Origin of the sequence: Leifsonia sp. NPDC056824 (assembly GCF_042789575.1) — a bacterium.
Classification (GTDB): domain Bacteria; phylum Actinomycetota; class Actinomycetes; order Actinomycetales; family Microbacteriaceae; genus Leifsonia.
The window spans coordinates 1,119,257-1,139,375 of the sequence record NZ_JBHUAV010000001.1; the positions used below are offsets into that span (position 1 = coordinate 1,119,257).

Annotated in this window: 21 protein-coding genes; 8 read left to right on the forward strand and 13 right to left on the reverse strand. The window is 67.0% G+C overall.

Going from position 1 to position 20,119, the window contains the following annotated elements; genetic code table 11:
* Window positions 1-112 precede the first annotated feature (112 nt).
* The 5 genes from rplI to ACFRFH_RS05645 all read right to left on the reverse strand — a co-directional run bounded on the left by rplI (window position 113) and on the right by ACFRFH_RS05645 (window position 3,568).
* Window positions 113-565: a 50S ribosomal protein L9 gene (gene rplI / locus ACFRFH_RS05625; protein ID WP_382462013.1), complete on the reverse strand. Its 453-nt coding sequence runs from the start codon at window positions 563-565 to the stop codon at window positions 113-115.
* 14 nt (window positions 566-579) lie between these two features.
* A complete protein-coding gene (rpsR, locus tag ACFRFH_RS05630; protein WP_018189012.1) occupies window positions 580-843 on the reverse strand; it encodes a 30S ribosomal protein S18 in 264 nt (87 codons plus the stop codon).
* Between the two features lie 65 nt (window positions 844-908).
* Entirely contained in the window at window positions 909-1,424 is a 516-nt protein-coding gene (locus ACFRFH_RS05635; protein ID WP_382462014.1) for a single-stranded DNA-binding protein, read from the reverse strand.
* A gap of 4 nt (window positions 1,425-1,428) precedes the next feature.
* Window positions 1,429-1,857: a 30S ribosomal protein S6 gene (gene rpsF, locus ACFRFH_RS05640; RefSeq protein ID WP_382462015.1), complete on the reverse strand. Its 429-nt coding sequence runs from the start codon at window positions 1,855-1,857 to the stop codon at window positions 1,429-1,431.
* A 286-nt stretch (window positions 1,858-2,143) separates the two neighbouring features.
* Complete coding sequence (locus ACFRFH_RS05645) at window positions 2,144-3,568, reverse strand: CCA tRNA nucleotidyltransferase (protein ID WP_382462016.1); 1,425 nt, start codon at window positions 3,566-3,568, stop codon at window positions 2,144-2,146.
* 131 nt (window positions 3,569-3,699) lie between these two features.
* Between ACFRFH_RS05645 and ACFRFH_RS05650 the strand changes: the two genes are divergently transcribed.
* The 6 genes from ACFRFH_RS05650 to ACFRFH_RS05675 all read left to right on the forward strand — a co-directional run bounded on the left by ACFRFH_RS05650 (window position 3,700) and on the right by ACFRFH_RS05675 (window position 11,477).
* Window positions 3,700-5,967: a DUF6049 family protein gene (locus tag ACFRFH_RS05650; protein ID WP_382462017.1), complete on the forward strand. Its 2,268-nt coding sequence runs from the start codon at window positions 3,700-3,702 to the stop codon at window positions 5,965-5,967.
* Window positions 5,960-7,567 (forward strand): murein biosynthesis integral membrane protein MurJ, encoded by a 1,608-nt coding sequence (gene murJ, locus ACFRFH_RS05655; RefSeq protein ID WP_382462018.1) that lies wholly within the window; start codon window positions 5,960-5,962, stop codon window positions 7,565-7,567. The genes ACFRFH_RS05650 and murJ overlap by 8 nt, the downstream gene beginning before the upstream one ends.
* 82 nt (window positions 7,568-7,649) lie before the next feature.
* Window positions 7,650-8,636, forward strand: a complete 987-nt coding sequence (gene trxB, locus ACFRFH_RS05660) for a thioredoxin-disulfide reductase (RefSeq protein WP_382462019.1) — start codon at window positions 7,650-7,652, stop codon at window positions 8,634-8,636.
* 15 nt (window positions 8,637-8,651) lie between these two features.
* The gene (trxA, locus tag ACFRFH_RS05665) at window positions 8,652-8,978 is read left to right on the forward strand and encodes a thioredoxin (protein WP_179604159.1); all 327 of its coding nucleotides are present in this window, start codon (window positions 8,652-8,654) and stop codon (window positions 8,976-8,978) included.
* A gap of 148 nt (window positions 8,979-9,126) precedes the next feature.
* Complete coding sequence (locus ACFRFH_RS05670; RefSeq protein WP_382462020.1) at window positions 9,127-10,449, forward strand: PLP-dependent aminotransferase family protein; 1,323 nt, start codon at window positions 9,127-9,129, stop codon at window positions 10,447-10,449.
* A gap of 65 nt (window positions 10,450-10,514) precedes the next feature.
* The gene (locus ACFRFH_RS05675; RefSeq protein WP_382462021.1) at window positions 10,515-11,477 is read left to right on the forward strand and encodes a D-alanine--D-alanine ligase; all 963 of its coding nucleotides are present in this window, start codon (window positions 10,515-10,517) and stop codon (window positions 11,475-11,477) included.
* Between the two features lie 72 nt (window positions 11,478-11,549).
* On the opposite strand, the gene ACFRFH_RS05680 is transcribed toward ACFRFH_RS05675, so the two are convergent.
* The 8 genes from ACFRFH_RS05680 to rpmH form a co-directional block, all read right to left on the reverse strand.
* The gene (locus ACFRFH_RS05680) at window positions 11,550-12,503 is read right to left on the reverse strand and encodes a ParB/RepB/Spo0J family partition protein (RefSeq protein WP_382462022.1); all 954 of its coding nucleotides are present in this window, start codon (window positions 12,501-12,503) and stop codon (window positions 11,550-11,552) included.
* Window positions 12,503-13,420, reverse strand: coding sequence for a ParA family protein (locus ACFRFH_RS05685; RefSeq protein WP_382462023.1), 918 nt, complete (start codon window positions 13,418-13,420; stop codon window positions 12,503-12,505). Before ACFRFH_RS05685 ends, ACFRFH_RS05680 begins: the two co-directional genes overlap by 1 nt.
* A gap of 142 nt (window positions 13,421-13,562) precedes the next feature.
* Window positions 13,563-14,192, reverse strand: coding sequence for a 16S rRNA (guanine(527)-N(7))-methyltransferase RsmG (gene rsmG, locus ACFRFH_RS05690; RefSeq protein ID WP_382462024.1), 630 nt, complete (start codon window positions 14,190-14,192; stop codon window positions 13,563-13,565).
* 14 nt (window positions 14,193-14,206) lie between these two features.
* On the reverse strand, window positions 14,207-14,761 hold the full coding sequence (locus ACFRFH_RS05695; protein ID WP_382462025.1) for a protein jag: 555 nt from the start codon (window positions 14,759-14,761) through the stop codon (window positions 14,207-14,209).
* Window positions 14,762-14,765: 4 nt separating this feature from the next.
* Window positions 14,766-15,734, reverse strand: coding sequence for a membrane protein insertase YidC (yidC, locus tag ACFRFH_RS05700; RefSeq protein ID WP_382462026.1), 969 nt, complete (start codon window positions 15,732-15,734; stop codon window positions 14,766-14,768).
* 9 nt (window positions 15,735-15,743) lie between these two features.
* Entirely contained in the window at window positions 15,744-16,055 is a 312-nt protein-coding gene (yidD, locus tag ACFRFH_RS05705) for a membrane protein insertion efficiency factor YidD (RefSeq protein ID WP_382462027.1), read from the reverse strand.
* Window positions 16,052-16,468, reverse strand: coding sequence for a ribonuclease P protein component (gene rnpA, locus ACFRFH_RS05710; RefSeq protein ID WP_345838768.1), 417 nt, complete (start codon window positions 16,466-16,468; stop codon window positions 16,052-16,054). The genes yidD and rnpA overlap by 4 nt, the downstream gene beginning before the upstream one ends.
* 42 nt (window positions 16,469-16,510) lie before the next feature.
* A complete protein-coding gene (gene rpmH / locus ACFRFH_RS05715; protein ID WP_021763546.1) occupies window positions 16,511-16,648 on the reverse strand; it encodes a 50S ribosomal protein L34 in 138 nt (45 codons plus the stop codon).
* A gap of 443 nt (window positions 16,649-17,091) precedes the next feature.
* Here rpmH and dnaA point away from each other — a divergent pair, with 443 nt between their 5' ends.
* Window positions 17,092-18,516 (forward strand): chromosomal replication initiator protein DnaA, encoded by a 1,425-nt coding sequence (gene dnaA, locus ACFRFH_RS05720; RefSeq protein ID WP_382462028.1) that lies wholly within the window; start codon window positions 17,092-17,094, stop codon window positions 18,514-18,516.
* Window positions 18,517-18,954: 438 nt separating this feature from the next.
* Window positions 18,955-20,100: a DNA polymerase III subunit beta gene (gene dnaN / locus ACFRFH_RS05725; RefSeq protein ID WP_382462029.1), complete on the forward strand. Its 1,146-nt coding sequence runs from the start codon at window positions 18,955-18,957 to the stop codon at window positions 20,098-20,100.
* The last annotated feature ends 19 nt before the right edge of the window (window positions 20,101-20,119 follow it).

Below are 20,119 nucleotides of genomic sequence, written 5' to 3' on the forward strand. Positions count from 1 at the left end.
TGCGGCGTGCGCGGCGGCGGGGGGGGGGGGGTGGGCTTGGGGGTAAACGATCTCTATCCCGGGGGGGCGGCGCCCGCCCCCCCCCCCCGCTACACTGTGAGATTTCCGTCCGCTACTTGGCGGCGACCACCTGCAGCGCGATGACGGCCGAGAGGTCGTCGTGCAGGCGGACGGTGGCCTCGTGGTCACCGACGACCTTGATCGCGTTGGGGAGCTCGATCTTGCGCTTGTCGAGCTCGCCGATGCCCGCGGCCTTGACCGCGTCGGCGACGTCGCCCGTCTTCACGGAACCGAACAGACGGCCCTCGCGGCCGGCCTTGACGACCAGCTTGACGCGGGTCGCCTCGAGCTTGGCCTTGAGGTCCTGAGCGGCCTCGATCGTGTGCAGCTCGCGAGCGGCGCGGGCCGCCTTGATCTGATCGACCTGCTTCTCGCCACCACGGCTCCACACGATGGCGAAGCCCTGGGGGACGAGGTAGTTGCGTGCGTAGCCGTTCTTGACGTCGACGACGTCACCGGCGGAGCCGAGGCCGGTGACCTCGTGCGTGAGAATAACCTTCGACATTCTGTCCCTACTCCTTAACGGCCAGAGCCGGCGTAGGGGAGGAGTGCCATCTCGCGCGCGTTCTTGACTGCGCGGGCGATGAGGCGCTGCTCCTGCACGGAGACACCGGTGATGCGGCGGGCGCGGATCTTTCCGCGCTCGGAGATGAACTTCCGCAGGGTGGCGACGTCCTTGTAGTCAATGACGCCCACGCGGACGGACTTCGCCGGTGCGGCGTTCTTCCCGTCCTTGCCCTTGCGGATCGGCTTGCGGCGGTCGCCGCTCGACTTTCCAGCCATGATTTCCTTTGCTTTCCGCCTGACGTGGCCGTGGCCGGCCAGGCAAACTCAGTTGGAGGGACCCTTTAGAACGGGGTCTCGTCGTTGTAGGAGCCCGGAGTGTTCCAGACGTCGGCGCCCGCGGACGGGTCAGCCGGTGCGGAAGCGGCCCACGGCTCCTCGACGGCGGGTGCGCCGCCACCGAAGCCACCAGCGCCACCAGGGCCACGACCCGACGACTGCGCGCGGGTCACCTGAGCGGTGGCGTACCGCAGCGACGGCCCGATCTCATCGATCTCGAGCTCGATGGAGGTGCGCTTCTCGCCCTCCTTCGTCTCGTAGGAGCGCTGCTTGAGACGCCCCTGCGCGATGACGCGGGACCCCTTGGTCAGCGAACCTGCGACGTGCTCGGCGAACTCACGCCACACGCTCGCGCGCAGGAAGAGAGCCTCACCGTCCTTCCAGTCGTTCGCCTGACGGTCGAACGTACGGGGAGTGGACGCGATGGTGAAGTTGGCGACAGCCAGCCCGTTCTGCGTGTAACGCAGCTCGGGGTCGGCCGTGAGGTTGCCCACCACGGTGATGACGGTCTCGCCGGCCATGGGACTAGGCGCCGGCCTTCTCGGAGGCTGCAGGCTTCTCGGAAGCTGCAGGCTTCTCGGAGGCAGCGGCCTTGTCGGCGGAGGTGGACGCCTTGCGGGCGGCCTTCTCGTCGGCACGCTTCTGAGCGGCAGCGACCTGGGCGATGGCCTCTTCGGCACGGAGCACCTTGGTGCGCATGACGGCCTCGCTGAGCTTCAGCTGGCGGTCGAGCTCCTTCGTGGTGTCACCGGTCGCGGTGAGCTGCACGACGGCGTAGATGCCCTCGGACTTCTTGTTGATCTCGTACGCAAGGCGACGACGACCCCAGATGTCGATGTTGTCGACAGATCCGCCGTCGTTACGAACGACGTTGAGGAACTTGTCGAGGCTCGGAGCTACGGTGCGCTCATCGATCTCGGGATCGAGGATGACCATCAACTCGTACTGATGCATGACTAACCCACCTCCTCTGGTCTCAGCGGCTACAGACGTTCTGCAGCAGGAGGGTTTGACATCGGTTGCATAGGCAGGACTCCGCCCGGGCAACTTACCTAGGGTAGCCGATGGGCTGCTTCCGCGCCAACCGGGGCGCTGGGTGGTGGTGTCTGCGACGGTCAGTGTGATGCTCATGCGTCCAGCCTCGCCAAGAGGGGAGGCTCGCAGGGCGGCGTCCGCAGATCTGTGGACAACTCATCCGGGTGCCGACGTTGTGGAGGACCAATGCGATGCAGGACGAGCCCTACCGCGCCTCCCACCACGCGAGCAGCCGCCCCGTGGCCTCCTCCTCGCCGAGCGGTCCTTCATCGAGCCGCAGCTCCAGGAGGAAGGAGAGCGCCTGACCGACCTCGCGTCCGGGCCTCAGCCCCAGCAGCCGCATCACCTGCTCGCCGTCGAGGTCCGGCCGGACGGCGTCCAGCTCCTCCTGCGCCTGCAACTCAGCGATGCGCTGCTCGAGGTCGTCGTACGCGAAGCCGAGCCGGTCGGCCTTGCGCCGGTTGCGCGTCGTCACGTCGGCGCGGGTCAGCATGTGCAGGCGCTCCAGCTCGCCTCCGGCGTCGCGCACGTACCGGCGGACGGCCGAGTCGGTCCAGTGCGCGTCCGAATACCCGAAGAAGCGGAGGTGCAGCTCGATGAGGCGCGCGACCGAGTCGACCGTGGCCTTGTCGAAGCGCAGCGCGGTCAGCCGTTTCTTGGCGAGCTTCGCCCCGACGACGTCGTGGTGATAGAAGGAGACGGCGCCGCCCGGCTCGAACCGCCGCGTCGCGGGCTTGCCGATGTCGTGGAGGAGCGCGGCGATCCGCAGGACCAGGTCGGGCGCCGTGCCGGGGTGGCGCTCCTTCTCGTAGCCGATCGCTTGGTCGAGCACAGTCAGGCTGTGCTGGTACACGTCCTTGTGGTGGTGGTGCTCGTCCACCTCCAGCCGCAGCGCCGGCAGCTCCGGCAGCACCTGGTCGGCGAGCCCGGAGTCCACGAGGAGCTGGATGCCGGGCCGCGGGTCGTCGGACGCCAGCAGCTTCGTGAGCTCGTCCCGCACGCGCTCTGCGCTGACAATGCCGATGCGCTCGGCCATGTCCGCCATCGCCTCGCGCGTCTGGTCGTCGACGGCGAAACCGAGCTGAGAGGCGAACCGGGCGGCACGCATCATCCGCAGCGGGTCGTCCCCGAAGGACACCTCCGGGCTGGACGGCGTGGTGATACGACGTGCCAGGAGGTCCTCCACACCGCCGGACGGGTCCACCAGCCGCACCTCCGGGATGCGGAGAGCGAGCGCGTTGACCCTGAAGTCCCGTCGCAGGAGGTCGCCCTCGAGCGTGTCCCCGAACTCCACCTCCGGCTTGCGCGTCGCGCCGTCGTAGCTGTCGCTGCGGTAGGTCGTGACCTCGACCGTGTCGTCGCCGAAGCGCGCCCCGATCGTCCCGAACGCGCGGCCGATCTCCCACACGGCGTCGGCGATCGGCCGCACGACGCCCAGGATGTCGTCCGGACGGGCGTCGGTGGTGAAGTCCAGATCGTGCACCTCGCGGCCGAGGAGGGCGTCGCGCACGGGCCCTCCCACGAGCGACAGCTCGAAGCCGGCCGCGGCGAACGCCTGGGCGAGCCGATCGACCGTCGGGGTCGCGGCCAGGGCGCCGAGGCGGTCGAGGGATTCGGCGACGGACTGCATGGTGACTCAGTTTAATGGGAGGCCGCACGCGCCGCGCGCCTCGGCGGGAGCCGCGTGCTCGCCGGGCTCTCACAGGGGGCGGCCCCTAGAATCGTCGACATGGAGGCGGAACCGGGATCGTGCGTCGGCGCATGAGCGTACCCGGCTCCACCCTCCGGGGTGCGCGACTGCCTGCTGCCCTGATCGGCGCGGGAGTCGCCGTCCTCGCTCTGCTGGCCGGTCCCGCCGCGAGCCCGGCGACCGCGTCCTCCCGCCCCGCGTCGGTGGCCGCAGCCTCTGTCCGCACGGCGACGACAGCCTCGATCGGCGCGTCGCTGACCGCCGACAACGGCGGGGTGCTCGCGCCAGGCCAGGAGCTCGTCACGTCCGTCACGGTGACCAACCCGACGGACACCGCGTACACGGCCGGCTCGGTCGGGTTGTGGCTCGACCCGCAGCCGCAGAAGACGCGATCGGATCTCGCCTCCTGGCTCACCTCGACGGATGCGGTCTCGGGCCGCGTCGAACTCGGCAAGGCGACCCTTCCCGTCCTGGAGCCCGGCTCCAGCGTCGTGGTGCGCGTGAACGTGCCCGCGGCGGCCATCCCCTTCGCCGGCAGGACCACCTCGGCCGTCTACGGGCTCGGCGCCACGGTCGACATCGGACCCGCGGTCGCGAACGCCCGGGGTTCGGTCGTCTGGAGCCCGGGCGACGCCGCGACGCGCTCGACGGTCGGCGTCGTGATGCCGATCGTGAGCCCGTCGACCGGTGACGGCCTCATCTCCGGGCAGGACCTGGCCACGTACACGGCCCCCAACGGTGTGCTGACCCGCGACCTCGACGGCCTCCAGAACCACGCGACCGTCGCGATCGGCCTCGATCCGATGATCCTCGCGTCCATCCGCGCGCTCGGGAACTCCGCGCCGACCAGCGCGACGGCATGGCTCGACCGGCTGAGCACCCTCCCGAACGACACCTTCTCACTCGGTTACGGTGACGCGGACGTCGCCGGCCAGATCCAGTCGGGCCTTCCGGCGCCGCTGCAGCCGACGGCGCTGGGCTTCGCGCTCGACCCCAAGAACTTCTCGCCGACTCCGACGGCGATCGGGGAGCCGCAGAACCCGACATCCACGCCGGCGGCGACGCCCAGCCCGACGCCGACGCCCGGCACCGGGACGACGCTCCCGACCCTCGACCGGCTGCTGGCCTGGAACTACAGCCTCCGCGGCATCGCGTGGCCTGGCGACGACACCCTCCGCTCGGCCGACCTCGCGCCGCTCGCGGCAGCGGGCCTCGGGACCGTCGTCGTCTCCGGAAGCAACACCAACGCCGACAAGCTCGACTCGACCCCGAACGCGCCGCAGCACAGCGGATCGTCGACGCTCGCGGTCTCCGATCAGCGGCTCTCCGAGGCGCTCCGCCAGGCCGTCTCGGCGCCGAGCGACCTCGCCTGGAACGCCGCGATGTCGAAGCTGAACGCGCAGCTCCAGCTCGTCAGCGCGGAGGGCACGACACCCCACCACCTGCTCCTCGCGCTCGACCGCTCCTGGCCGTCGAGCGGGACCCAGCTCCAGCGCACGCTCGACGCGCTGTTCACCGGCCCATTCGCCGCGCCGTCCACATTCCCCGCCCTGCTGTCGTCCGCGCCCTCGTCGGAGCTGGCGATGACCGACGCCCCCGAGTCGCAGACCCGGATCGACAGCATCCACCTGCTGCTGCAGGACGAGAAGTCGATCGACGCGTTCGCGACCATCCTCAGCGACCCGACGACGCTCACCGGGCAGACCAGGGCGCAGTTGCTCACACTCCTCGCGGTCTCCTGGCAGAACCCGCGCACCCAGTGGACCACGGCTGTCAACGCGAGCAGGCAGTCGACGGTCAAGACCCTCCACTCGGTCCACATCCTGCCCACCGAGAACGTCAACCTGGTGAGCGCGCAGGGGTCGATCCCGTTCACGGTCAGCAACGAGCTGAGCACCGAGGCGGTCACGGTCGTGCTCAGCGCATCCCCGTCGAACAGCCGGCTGGAGATCGACGCGCCGACCACGAAGACCATCCCTCAGGACTCCCGGGCGACGATGCTCGTGCCGGTGAAGGCCAAGGTCGGAAACGGCCAGGTCATCCTGTCGCTTCAGCTCTACAGCCCGACGGGCGTGCCGATCGGCGACCCCAGCTCCGTCACAGTGGATGTGCACGCCGACTGGGAGGGCATCGGTGCGCTGATCTTCGGCGGCCTGCTCGTGCTGCTGTTCGGCTTCGGGCTCGTGCGCAACATCCTGCGCCGACGTGACCAGCGCCGGAATGATGCGGACGCCCAGGACGAGGATTCGACGCAGGACGAGGCTACGACCCAGGACGAGGCTGCGACGCAGGACGAGGCCGCCGACACCCGCACCACCCCGGGAGGCACCGATGGCTAGCGTCGGCCGGGCGAGCGCGATGCTCGCGTCCGGCACCCTCGTGTCGCGCCTCCTCGGGTTCGGCAGGGCATGGCTGCTCGTCCAGGCGATCGGCCTGTCGAGCATCGCCGCGAACGCGTACAACACCGCCACGATCGTCCCGAACAGCGTGTACGCCATCATCGCCCAGGGCATCCTCAACGCGATCCTGGTGCCGCAGATCGTGCGCGCCTCGGTCAACCCCGACGGCGGACGCGCGTACATCAACAAGCTCATCACGCTCGGAATCGTGGTGTTCGCGGGTGTGGCGGCCGTCGCCACGCTGCTCTCCCCGGTCCTGATGTCCCTGTACGGCCTGCGCGGGGCCCAGGCGGAGCTCGCGACCGCGTTCGCGTACTGGTCCTTGCCGCAGATCTTCTTCCTCGGGCTGTACACGCTGCTCGGGGAGGTCCTGAACGCGCGCAAGTCGTTCGGTCCGTTCACCTGGGCGCCGGTCGTCAACAACCTCGTCGGCGTCGTCATGCTCGGCGTGTTCGTGCTCGCCTTCGGCGCCTACGCCACCGGCAACAACCATCAGGTGTGGTCGCCCGGGATGGTGGCGCTGCTCGCCGGCGGGGCGACCCTGGGGCTGGCGGCGCAGGCGCTCGTGCTCTTCCTGTTCTGGCGAAGGATCGGCCTCCGTTTCCGCTTCGACTTCGGCTGGCGCGGGGTGAACCTCGGCTCGGCCGGAAAGGCAGCGGGCTGGACCTTCGCCATGCTCATCGCCACGCAGGTCGCTGGACTGGTGGAGACCAACGTCGCCAACTCGGTCGGCGAGGGGCACGCCGGCTCGTTCGCGATGACGAACGCCTGGCTCGTCTTCATGCTCCCGCACGGCATCATCGCCGTGTCGATCGTGACCGCGTTCTACACCCGGATGGCGGAGCACGCCCACCGCGGAGCCATCGAATCCTTCCGCGACGACTTCTCGAGCGCGGCGCGGTCGATCATGTTCCTGATCGTGCTGGCGTCGGCGGTGCTGATCGTCCTCGCCTATCCTGTCGCCCGCGTCTTCACCTCGTCCTACCAGTCGATGGGCAACGTCCTCATCGCCTACCTCATCGGCCTGGTGCCGTTCTCGCTCGTGTTCATGGCCCAGCGCGCCTTCTACTCGCTCGGGGACACCCGGACGCCGTTCATGTTCACCCTCGTGCAGACCGTGGTGATCATCGTGGGCGTGCTCTCCTGCTTCGCGGTGCCCGCGGACTTCCGCGCCGCCGCCATCGCCTTCGTGGTCTCCGGTGCGAGCGTCGTGCAGGCGGCCCTGGCATTCGCGCTGCTGCGCCGCCGAACCGGGGGAGTGGACGGCCGGCGCATCCTGAACGGGATGTGGCGCTTCTTCGTCGCCGGAGTCGCCTCGATGGTGGCGGGCGGCGGGTTCCTCGTCATTCTCGGGGGAGTGGACCACGGGTCCTTCCCGGTGAGCGGTCCGATCGCCGCCGTCGTCTCGTCGGCGATCGTCGGCGTCGTCATGCTCGTCGTCTACCTCGGCTTCCTCGCCCTCCTGCGTTCCAGCGATCTGGAGGCCGGTATCGCGCCCGTTCTGGAGCGCGCCGCGGCCCGTTCCTCCGCTCGCAGGTGACACGGAATAGCATCCGCCTAGGATGTGTTCTACAGGGCGGTGTCTCCGGACGGAGCACCGCAGACCATCAAGGAGTTCCTCCGTGCGGCAGATCATCATCATCGGTTCCGGCCCAGCCGGTTACACGGCGGCCATCTACGCCGCTCGCGCCAACCTCAAGCCGCTGCTGATCGCCTCCTCTGTCGAGGCCGGCGGCGAGCTGATGAACACCACGGAGGTCGAGAACTTCCCCGGCTTCCCCGACGGTGTCATGGGCCCCGACCTCATGTTCAAGATGCAGGCGCAGGCCGAGAAGTTCGGCACCGACATCGTCCTCGACGACGTCGTGTCCGTCGACCTCTCCGGCGACGTCAAGACGGTCACGCTCGGCTCCGGCGCCGTTCACGAGGCGCTGTCGGTCATCTTCGCCACGGGCTCCGCGTACCGCAAGCTCGGGCTGGAGGACGAGGAGCGCCTGTCCGGTCACGGCGTCTCCTGGTGCGCCACCTGCGACGGGTTCTTCTTCCGTGAGCGCACGATCGCCGTCGTCGGCGGCGGCGACTCCGCGATGGAGGAGGCCACCTTCCTGACCCGCTTCGCGGACAAGGTGTACGTCATCCACCGCCGCGAGTCCCTTCGCGCCTCCAAGATCATGCAGGAGCGCGCGTTCGCCAACGAGAAGATCGAGTTCATCTGGAACTCGGAGGTCGTCGGCATCAGCGGAGACGAGCAGGTGCGCGCGGTGACGCTGCGCAACCTGGAGACCGACGAGAAGAGCGAGCTGGAGCTGCAGGGCCTCTTCATCGCGATCGGCAACGACCCGCGGGTCCACCTGGTCCACGGCCAGCTCGACCTCACTCCGGAGGGGACCATCGCGGTCGCCGGCCGGAGCTCCAAGACGAAGGTCGCGGGCGTGTTCGCCGCGGGCGACGTGATCGACCCCACCTACCGCCAGGCGGTCACCGCCGCCGCGTCGGGTACGGTCGCCGCGCTCGACGCCGAGCACTACCTCACGACCCTCCCCAAGGACCTGCTGGAGCGCGCCGCAGAGGGCGCGTCCGGCGATCTCGAACTCACGACCACCGCATAAGGAGAATCAGCAACTATGTCAGCAGCACGTTCCGTCACGGACGCCACTTTCGAGCAGGACGTCCTCAGCAGCGGAAAGACCGTCCTCGTCGACTTCTGGGCCGAGTGGTGCGGTCCGTGTCGCGCCGTCGGCCCGATCCTCGACCAGATCGCCGCCGAGCACGCGGACAAGATCGAGATCGTCAAGCTCAACGTGGACGAGAACCCGCAGACCGCGGCGAAGTACCAGATCACCTCCATCCCCGCGATGAAGGTCTACCAGGGTGGCGAGGTCGTCAAGACCGTCATCGGCGCCAAGCCGAAGCCCGCCCTCGAGGCCGACCTGGCCGCCTACCTCGCGTAGGGCGACACAGGCAGCTTCCACACACTGTCAGACCCGTCCGGCGCTCATCCGCCGGGCGGGTCTTTCGTGTATCCGGGTGTCGGCTCGATTTCCAGCGGGATGCGTGCCGCCCCTAGCATGAATGAACGACACGAGAAACGGACGATTCGTGACAGAACAGGGCAGCCCTCGCCAGCAGGGCAACAATCTGGACCCGTGGTATCACCACTACGCGCAGCGCACCAGCGGCCTGGCCGCCAGTGAGGTCCGAGCCTTGTTCGCCGTCGCCAGCCGCCCCGAGGTGGTCTCGCTGGCCGGCGGCATGCCGTACGTCGCGGCGCTCCCCGAGGATCTGGTCGTGGGGGCGATGAACCGGGTGATGCGGGAGCAGGGTCCGGTCGCCCTCCAGTACGGGTCCGGCCAGGGCGTTCCGGCGCTGCGGGAGCAGATCCTGGACGTGATGGCGCTCGAGGGGATCAGCGGCAGCGCCGACGACGTCATCGTGACGACGGGCTCGCAGCACGCGCTCGAACTGTTCAGCAAGCTGTTCATCGACCCGGGCGACGTCGTGCTCGCCGAAGGCCCCAGCTACGTGACGGCGATGGTCATCTTCCGTTCGTACCAGGCGGAGGTCGACCACATCCCGATGGACGAGCACGGGCTCATCCCGGAGGCGCTGCGCGAGCACATCGCCCGCCTGAAGGCAGCGGGCCGGCGGGTGAAGTTCCTCTACACGGTGCCGACCTTCCACAATCCGGCCGGCGTCACCCTGTCCTGGGAGCGACGGCTCGAGATCCTCGAGATCGCCCGCCAGAACGACATCCTGGTGCTGGAGGACAACCCGTACGGGCTGCTCTACTTCGGTGAGAAGCCTCCTGCTGCGATGCGGTCGGTCGAGCGCGAGGGCGTCGTCTACCTGGGCACCTTCTCGAAGACGCTCGCGCCCGGATTCCGGGTCGGCTGGGCGCTGGCTCCGCACGCCATCCGGGAGAAGCTCATCCTCGCCAACGAGGCGGCCGTCCTGAGCCCGAGCTCGTTCAGCCAGCTCGTCATCTCGGAGTATCTGCGCGACGCCGACTGGCGCGGCCAGATCGACACGTTCCGCGGGGTGTACCGGGAGCGCAAGGAGGCCATGATCTCCGCGCTCGAGGAGTACCTCCCGGAGCTGTCCTGGACGAACCCGAACGGCGGCTTCTACGTGTGGCTCACTCTGCCGTCGCACCTCGACTCCAAGGCCATGCTGCCGCGCGCCGTGACCGAGCTGGTCGCGTACACGCCCGGCACCGCGTTCTACGGGGACGGGTCGGGTGCGCAGAACATCCGCCTGTCGTTCTGCTATCCCACGCCGGAGAGCATCAAGGTCGGCGTCCGCCGACTCGCCAACGTCATCAACGGCGAGCAGGACCTCCTGGACACGTTCGCCGGCACCGGTCCGCTCACCGCGTCCCGCGCCAGTCGCACCAGCCCGAACCCGCCGACGGATCTGCGCTGACCGACGCGAAACACCGCGTCCAGCACGCCCCGCCAGTGCATCCACTGCCAACGAAAGAGCAGGTCATGGCCGAAAAAGAAGCACTCGACATCGTCGTTCTCGCCGGCGGAATCTCGCATGAGCGCGACATCTCGCTGCGCAGCGGACGACGTGTCGCCGACGGCCTCCAGTCGTTCGGACACCACGTCACCGTGCGCGAGCCAGACGGCGAGCTGCTCGGATACCTGAGCGAGAGTCGCCCGGACGTGGTCTGGCCGGCGCTCCACGGATCGAGTGGCGAGGACGGCGCCCTCCGTGCGCTCCTAGAACTCGCCGGCGTGCCGTTCGTCGGTTCCACGACGGACGCCGCCCGGCTCGCCTGGTCGAAGCCGGCTGCCAAGACGGTGGTCTCCCGTGCCGGCGTCGCCACCCCCGTGTCGGTCACGCTGCCGAAGGAGACCTTCCGGGAGCTCGGCGCCAACAGCGTGCTGGCGACGGTGCTCGGAGCGTTCGATGTCCCGCTCGTGGTGAAGCCGGCCCACGGCGGTTCGGCGCAGGGTGTCACCATCGTCACGGCCGCTGAGGAACTCCCGCGCGCGATGGTCGACGCGTACACCTACGCCGACGTCGCACTGATCGAGCGGAAGGTCGCCGGCGTGGAGGTTTCCGTCGCCGTACTCGACACCGGAGACGGTCCGATCGCGCTCCCGCCGGTGGAGATCGAGCCGATCGAAGGCACCTACACGTTCGATGCGCGGTACAACGCGGGGGAGACCCGGTTCTACGTGCCGGCGCGACTGGACGAGTCGACCACCGAAGCGGTTTCTGCCGCAGCAACCGCCGCGCACATAGCGCTCGGGCTCCGGCACCTGTCCCGAGTCGACCTGATCGTCGACGCGGCGGGCGTCCCGTGGTTCCTGGAGGCCAACGTTCTGCCGGGTCTCACGGAGACATCGATCATGCCGCAGGCGATTGCGGCGTCCGGTCGCGACCTCGGGGATGTCTACGCGACGCTCGCGGCGGCGGCGATCGCGGACGCGGGGGAGTAGGCGAAGGTTTCACATGAAACGGGAGGGGGAGGCTGATTCAGCCTCCCCCTCCCGTTCAGTGGTTGCGATGTTTCATGTGAAACGGACGGGCGAGCTGTAAGTCGGCTGGCCGATCTCGTCCAGAATCCGGTTCAGGTCCTGGATCGTCGCGAAATCTACGACGATCTGGCCTTTTCGTGCACCCAGACTGATCTTGACACGGGTATTCAGCCGGTCACCGAGGCGCTCGGCGACCTCATCCAGGTGCCCGCGGTGCTTGCCGGGGGAGACCTTCGTCCGCACCGGCTTCGGTGTCTTACTTGCGGCGGCCTCCGCCGCGCGGACAGTGAGCTCCTCGTTGACGATCTTGTCCGCCAGCCGGAGCATCGCATCCTCGTCGTCGCCGACCGAGAGGATCGCGCGAGCGTGGCCCGCACTGATGACGCCGGCCGCCACACGCGACTGCACCGGCGCAGGCAGCTTCAGGAGACGGATCGTGTTGGTGATCTGCGGGCGCGAACGCCCGATCCGAGTGGCGAGCTGCTCCTGCGTGATCCCGAAGTCCGCAAGGAGTTGCTGGTACGCCGACGCCTCCTCGAGCGGATTGAGCTGCGACCGGTGCAGGTTCTCGAGGAGGGCATCGCGCAGCATGTCCTCGTCGGCAGTGTCCTTGATGACCGCCGGGATGCTGTCGAGCCCGAGCTCCTTGGTCGCGCGCAGCCGACGCTCGCCCATGATGAGCTCGTATTTGTCCACCTGGCCGGCGAGAGGACGAACGACCACCGGCTGCAGCACGCCGACCTCGCGGATGCTCGCCACGAGCTCATCCAACGCTTCGCGGTCGAACTCGACGCGCGGCTGCGCCGCATTGGGGACGATGTCAGCGGGGGAGAGGTTCGCGAGCTGGGCACCGGGCACAGCGACGAGTTCCGCCGTCGCCACCGCGGATGTCGCCGGGAAGAAGACATCCACCGGTCGCGACGACTGATCGCTCGTGGGGATGAGTGCGCCGATACCGCGTCCCAGACCAGTGCGCTTCGCTGCCATTAGCGGGGTACTCCTCTTCGTGCGATTTCAGCGGCCGCCTCGAGGTACGAGAGCGACCCGGACGAGTTCGCGTCATAGCTGATGACGCTCTGCCCGTAGCTCGGTGCCTCCGAAATCCGCACGGAGCGCGGAATGATCGTGTCGAGGACCTCGTCGGGGAAGTGCTGCCGGACATCATCCGCCACCTGATGGGCGAGGTTGGTCCGCGAGTCGTACATGGTCAACAGAATCGTCGACACCTGCAGCTTGGGGTTGAGGTGCCGCTCGATGAGCTGGATGTTCTTCAGGAGCTGGCTCAGGCCCTCGAGTGCGTAGTACTCGCACTGGATCGGGATGAGCACCTCAGTGGCAGCGACGAACGCGTTGATGGTGAGCAACCCGAGCGAGGGTGGGCAGTCGATGAGGACGTAGTCGATGTCGAACTCGTCCAGGAAACGAGCGAGTGCACGCGAAAGGCGCTGCTCACGGGCGACCATCGAGACGAGCTCGATCTCCGCCCCGGCGAGGTCGATGGTCGCGGGGATCACGAAGAGCCCATCGAACTCCGGGCTCTTCTGGATGACCTCTTCGAGCTCCTTGTCGTTGACGATCACGTCGTAGACGCTCGGCGTGCCCTCGCGGTGCTCGACGCTCAACGCTGTGGAGGCGTTTCCCTGCGGGTCGAGGTCGATGGCAAGCACACGAGCACCCGATTTCGCCAGGGCTGCAGCGAGGTTCACGACGGTGGTCGTCTTCCCGACGCCACCCTTCTGATTGGAGATCGTGAAGATCCGCGTTCGTGACGGCAACGGCAGCGTCGTTGAAGCGATGGCTTGTCTCCTCCTGGCGAGATCCTGCATTTCCCGGGCTAGTGGCGTCGACGCATCGAAGGTGATTTCACCCACCTCAACGGGAGCATCCTGTTCGGGTTGTTTCACATGAAACCTCGTTGCTTGGTACGGTCTACGGCCACGCCGCGGGGGAGGTGCTGGAACGCAGTGCGAACCACTCGTCAACTCTAGCTTGACTGTTCGGCGACACCCTTCAGCATCGCGGAAGCTGTGGAGAACGCGGCTATCCTCAGCGGACCTGTGCCCGAATGACTCGCGTGACGTCGTCGAGGACACCTTCGCCGAGCGTGAGCACCTCGACGTCGTGGACACGGAACTTCCGCAGCTCCTTGGTCGCCGCCTCGACCTCTGCGGCTGCGCCGGCACCCTTCATCAGCACCAACTCGCCGCCATCACGGAGCAGGGGAGCGGTCAAAGGAATCAGCTTCCTGAACGCGCTCACTGCACGCGCAGTCACCTGATCCAGCGGCTCAGCCAAGCGCACGTCTTCCGCGCGATCACGCACGACAACCACGTTGCCAAGGCCGAGCTCATCGACCTGCTCGGTGAGCCAGGCGACACGACGCTCCATCGGCTCGATGAGCACGAAGTCGACGTCCGGCCGGGCGATGGCGAGCACAAGACCCGGCAATCCGGCTCCGCTTCCGACGTCGCCGACGCGACCGCGGTTCAGCAATGGCGCGACGATCGCAGAGTTCAGGATGTGCCGCGACCAGATACGGGGGAGTTCGAGCGGCCCGATGAGTCCACGCTCTTCACCCTGCGCAACCAGGTTGGACGTGAACGCGCGCGCGACATCGAGTCGCTCACCGAAGAGCTCTGCAGCGACCGCGGGTTCGGTCTCGACGGAATCAGTCACCGTTTCACATGAAACTACGCAGCGGTGATGACCGTGTGACGGTCACGACCCTCGCCGCGCGAGTTCGAGACATAGCCGCGCTCGGACACGATGTCGTGGACGAGCTTCCGCTCGTACGACGACATGGCGGGGAGGGAGGCCTCGGCCGCACCCTCTTCGAGCCGGGCGATTGCCCGGTCCACCAGCGTGGCGAGCTCCGCCTGGCGCGCATCGCGCGAGCCGGCGATGTCGAGGATCAACCGCGAGAATCCGCCGGTCTGGTTCTGGACCGCGAGGCGGGTCAGCTCCTGGAGAGCCGTGACCGTGTCCGGCTTCGACAGCAGTCGCAGGTTGGTGCCCTCCTCGGAGTTCACCGAGATGTACGCACGGCCGTTGCGGGTGTCGATGTCGATGTCGCCGTCGATGTCGGCGATGTCGAGCAGCTCCTCGATGTAGTCCGCGGCGATGTCGCCCTCGCGGTCGAGGTCTGCAGGGGGCGCCGACTCAGCGTCGCCGTCCACGTCTGCGGTGATGGGGGAGTGGACGGCTTCCTCGTCGGAAGGCGTGAACTCTGTCTGCACGTCGGTCATGTCCCTACTTCTTTCCGGCCTGCTTCTTCGCGCGGTTCTTGTTCACCGGCTGCACACGCTGCGTGGTCACCGGCTTCTGCGGCACTTCGTCCACCTGGAGGACGACGGCGCCGTCCTGCACCAGCTTGCCCTTTCGGGCCAGGCGGGCCTCGCGCGCCTTGGCTGCGTCGGACCCCGGCGTCGGCATGTTGCGGATCACCAGGAACTGCTGACCCATCGTCCACAGGTTCGAGGTCAGCCAGTAGAACATGACGCCGAGCGGGAAGGCATAGCCCGAGAACAGGAACACGAAGGGGAGCAGGTAGAGCAGGATGCGCTGCTGCTTGAACTGCGGGCTCGCCTTGGTCTCCGGCGACATGTTCTTGGAAACGATCTGCAACTGGGTGAGGAACTGCGATCCCGTCATCAGCACGACCATGACCGCGGCGATCACCATGACGGCGACCTGCGGAGGGTTGGCGTGCTGGGCGCCCGAGAAGCTCTGGTGCAGCGGAGCCACACCGAACAGCGTCGCGCTGCCGAACTGCTCCGCAAGCGTCGCGTTCAGCGGACCGACGCCGGCCTTGCCGCTCTGGGCGCCGTTCAGCACCTGGAACAGCGCGAAGAACACCGGCATCTGCAGCAGCAGCGGGAGGCACGAGCTCAGCGGGTTGGTGCCCGTCTTCTTGTAGAGCTCCATCGTCTCGCGCGACATCGCCTCGCGGGAGAACTGGTCCTTCTTGCCCTTGTACTTGTCCTGGATCTTCTTGAGCTGCGGCGCGATCTCGAGCATGCGGCGCTGGTTCTTGATCTGCCGGACGAAGATCGGGATGAGCGCCGCGCGCACGACGACGGTCAGCCCGACGATGGACAGCACCCAGGTGATACCGGCCGCCGGGTCCATTCCGATGTTGCTGAAGATCCAGTGGAAGGCGACGAGGATGAGTTCCACGACCCATTTGATGGGCCAGAGGATGGTGCCGATGATGTCCATGTCTGGGTGCTAGGCCTTTCCCTGGCTGGTGGCGACGACGAATCCGAACGGAGTGACCCGGTAGCGGCGCTTCTTCTTGAGGGGGACGTCATCGACCCCTCCGGCTGCCCACGGATGGCAGCGTGCGATCCGGCGGATGCCGAGCACGCTCCCGACGATCACTCCATGCTCCTGAATCGCCTGCAGAGCATAAGCGGAGCACGAGGGGTAGTACCGGCACACATCGCCGTACAGCGGGGAGATCACCGCTCGGTACGCCCGAAGCACCAGTACGGCAGCGTTCCTCGGAGCGAGGAGCACGGCTGCGATCGCGGTGTTCATGGACGGACGTTGCCTTCGCTGGTGTCCCGTGGACGGTTGTCGCGCGGACTGGTGGTGTGACGGCTGAGGAAACGGTCGGTGGCCCGCGAGACCTCACCGTGCAGATTAGCCCAGGTCAGTTGGGCGGACGCTGGCAATGCCCGGATCACCACGTCGATGCCGGCGCCGTCGGCGGCCGCCGGTGACAGGTGGGGGAGGAGGTCGTACGCCGCGGCCTTGAGCCGGCGCCGAACGCGGTTGCGCACGACCGCGTTCCCGACCGCCTTGCTCACGATGAAACCGAATCGCACCACGTCGGAATCGCGGTTGAACCGGACGTACGCAATCGTGCTCGCTCCGTTGAAGCGAGCACCTCGTCGCACGGTCGCCCGGTACTCCGCGCCCCGCGTGATGCGATGGTTCTTCGCGAGCACGCGCCGCGCCCTACGCCGGAAGGGGCTCTGACCCGAAAGGGGTCAGGCCGAAAGCTTCTCGCGGCCCTTGGAGCGGCGCGCCGACAGGATGGCGCGGCCGGCACGCGTGCGCATGCGGAGGCGGAAGCCGTGGGTCTTCGCGCGCTTGCGGTTGTTCGGCTGGAACGTTCTCTTGCTCATATCAATCTCCGTGGTGGTCTCTTCACAGGCCGGTGCTGAAAGGAATTCGGCCAGCACGGGGAGGCCAGGAAAGTTTCTGGGCAGCCGAAACGGCTGAAGTCAACTTATTAAAGCTACGTCCTGAGGCAACGGAGGTCAAACCGATCGCCCTGAAACCCTTGATTATGCACGGGATTGGCAGGAAGCGCGTGACCGACGCGCCGGAGTATTCCGGGAATCGAATTTGATCCACACCTGTGGACAAGTTAGCGTGAACTCCAAAGTTATCCCCAGGCCATCCCAAAAACGGCCGGAGATCGCTACGGTATTGCTCACACAGCGGTGGATAACTCTGTGAATACCCCTCGGCGGCATCCTTGCCGCCAGCCCAGCGCGAGTCACACGGGGGACGACTCGTCTCGCGTCGGGCCGACGGCATCCACGAAATTCGAAGACGGGGAACGATGGCAGGCGGCGAAGAGTCCATTTCTGCGGCATGGCAGAACGTGCTCGACAATCTCGAGACGGACGACCGCATCACCCCGCAGTTGCATGGCTTCCTCAGCCTGGTCGAGCCCAAGGGCATCATGGCCGGCACCTTCTACCTCGAGGTGCCCAACGAGTTCACGCGCGGGATGATCGAGCAGCGCAGCCGGGTCCCGCTGCTCAACGCGATCGGCTCCCTCGACCAGGCGCTCGAGGTGAACACCTTCGCGATCGTGGTGAACCCGGAGATCCAGCAGGAGTCGATGGTGGGCCCCTCCGAGCCCGATCCTGCGCCGTATCTGGACGCGGTCGCGCCGATGATGGCGCCGCCGACCGAGATCACCGCGCCCCCGCGCAACGGCGACACCCGCCTCAACTCCAAGTACAGCTTCGACAACTTCGTCATCGGCCAGTCCAACCGGTTCGCGCACGCAGCTGCGGTCGCGGTGGCGGAGGCCCCGGCCAAGGCGTACAACCCGCTCTTCATCTACGGCGACTCGGGCCTGGGCAAGACCCACCTCCTGCACGCCATCGGCCACTACGCGATGAGCCTCTACCCGGGCATCCGCGTGCGGTACGTGTCGAGCGAGGAGTTCACGAACGACTTCATCAACTCGATCGCGAACAACCGCGGCTCGTCGTTCCAGGCGCGCTACCGCAACATCGACATCCTGCTGATCGACGACATCCAGTTCCTGCAGAGGGCGGTCGAGACGCAGGAGGCGTTCTTCCACACGTTCAACACCCTCCACGACCACAACAAGCAGGTGGTCATCACCAGCGACCTGCCGCCGAAGCACCTGACCGGCTTCGAGGACCGGATGCGGTCGCGGTTCGAGTGGGGTCTGATCACCGACGTCCAGGTCCCCGACCTGGAGACGCGCATCGCGATCCTCCGCAAGAAGGCGCAGAGCGAGAAGATCCTCGTCCCCGACGACATCCTCGAGTTCATGGCGTCCAAGGTGTCGAGCAACATCCGCGAGCTGGAGGGGACGCTCATCCGCGTCACCGCGTTCGCGAGCCTGAACCGCACTCCGGTCGACATGCCGCTGGTGCAGACGGTGCTGAAGGACCTGATCACGCTCGACGACGACAACGTGATCGCGCCGACGGACATCATCACCAACACCGCGGAGTACTTCAAGCTCAGCGTCGACGACCTGTACGGCTCGAGTCGCTCGCAGGCGGTGGCCACCGCGCGCCAGATCGCGATGTACCTCTGCCGCGAACTGACCAACCTCTCGCTGCCGAAGATCGGGCAGCTCTTCGGCGGCCGCGACCACACGACCGTGATGTACGCGAACAAGAAGATCAGCGAGCTCATGAAGGAGCGGCGCTCGATCTACAACCAGGTGACGGAGCTCACCAGCCGGATCAAGCAGAACCACCGCTACGGCAAGTAGGCCGGCGGACGGTCTCGACAGCACGCCACGCCGCGGCGCTCGAGAAAGTTATCCACAGATTGATCCCCAGAGTGGGGAGAGTTCGTTATTAACACCTGGGGATAACTTGTGGAGAAGTTCCGGAAAGTCGCTCGATTAATGGGGACGAACGGCTCGGTGCTGTGAAAAGCCGTCGATCGGGATCGCGCTCGACATCCGTGTCAACAGTGGGATTCCACCGGCCATCAACAACTCACGAGGGTGTAGTTCCCACTGATTGCAAGGTTTCCACCGAGTTATCCACAGTTTCCACAGCGGTTAACACGATTAATGATTAATCCTTCTCAGTTAAGGCCGGGCGACAACCTCGAGCGCTCGCTCGAATGACAACTTCTGCGAAGAAGGCCAAGCGCTAGGATCGGTGACGTTCGTATCCGAGCGCCGACCAGGGGAGACTTCGTGAAGTTCCAAGCCAATCGGGATGTCTTCAGTGAGGCCGTCTCCTTCGCCGTGAAGCTTCTTCCGCAGAGGACCACCCTCCCCATCCTGAGCGGCGTACTGATCGAGACCACCGACAGCGGCCTGCAGCTCTCCTCGTTCGATTACGAGGTCTCGGCGCAGACGCAGATCGCAGCGGAGGTCGAGGAACCCGGTCGTGTGCTCGTCTCCGGACGGCTCCTGGCCGAGATCGCAGCCAAGCTCCCGAACGCACCCGTGCAGTTCTCGACCGAGGAGTCGAAGATCGTGGTCCGGGCCGGATCGGCGAACTTCACGCTGCTGTCCATGCCTGTCGAGGAATATCCGAGCATCCCGCAGGTCGGCGGGGAAGCCGGGCTCGTCCCTGCCGAGGAATTCGCCGAGGCCGTCGCCCAGGTGGGCGTCGCCGCGTCGCGCGACGACGTGACCCCGGTCATCACCGGAGTGCAACTCGAGGTCGGGAACAACACGCTGGGTCTGGTCGCCACCGACCGGTACCGCGTCGCCGTCCGCGAGATCGACTGGGACAACGGCACCACCTCCGGTGAGGCCCAGACCGCGCTCGTCCCCGCCCGCACTCTGACCGAGATCGGCAAGACCTTCGGCCACTCCGGAACCGTGTCCATCTCGATCACGAACCGGGACGACCGCGAGCTCATCGCCTTCACGGCCGACAAGAAGACCGTGACGTCGCTGCTGATCAAGGGCAACTTCCCGCCGGTCCGCCGGCTGTTCCCCGAGCAGGTCGACAACTACGCGGTGATCAACACCGCCGAGCTCATCGAGGCGACCAGGCGCGTCTCCCTCGTTCTGGAGCGCGAGGCCGCGCTCCGCTACACCTTCACCGCGGACGGTCTGACGCTGGAAGCGATCGGCTCGGAGCAGGCGCAAGCATCCGAGAGCATCGACGCTCTCCTCACTGGCCAGGAGACGGTGGTTTCATTGAAGCCGCAGTTCCTGCTCGATGGTCTCGGTGCCGTGCACTCGGAATTCGTGCGCATCTCCTTCACCAAGACCGAGAACCCCAACAAGCCGGGTCCGGTGCTCATCACGAGTCAGACCTCGAAGGACCAGTCCGGTTCGGACTCCTACAAGTACCTGCTGCAGCCCAACCTGCTGCTCCGCTAGGACCCGGTCCCGCTCCACG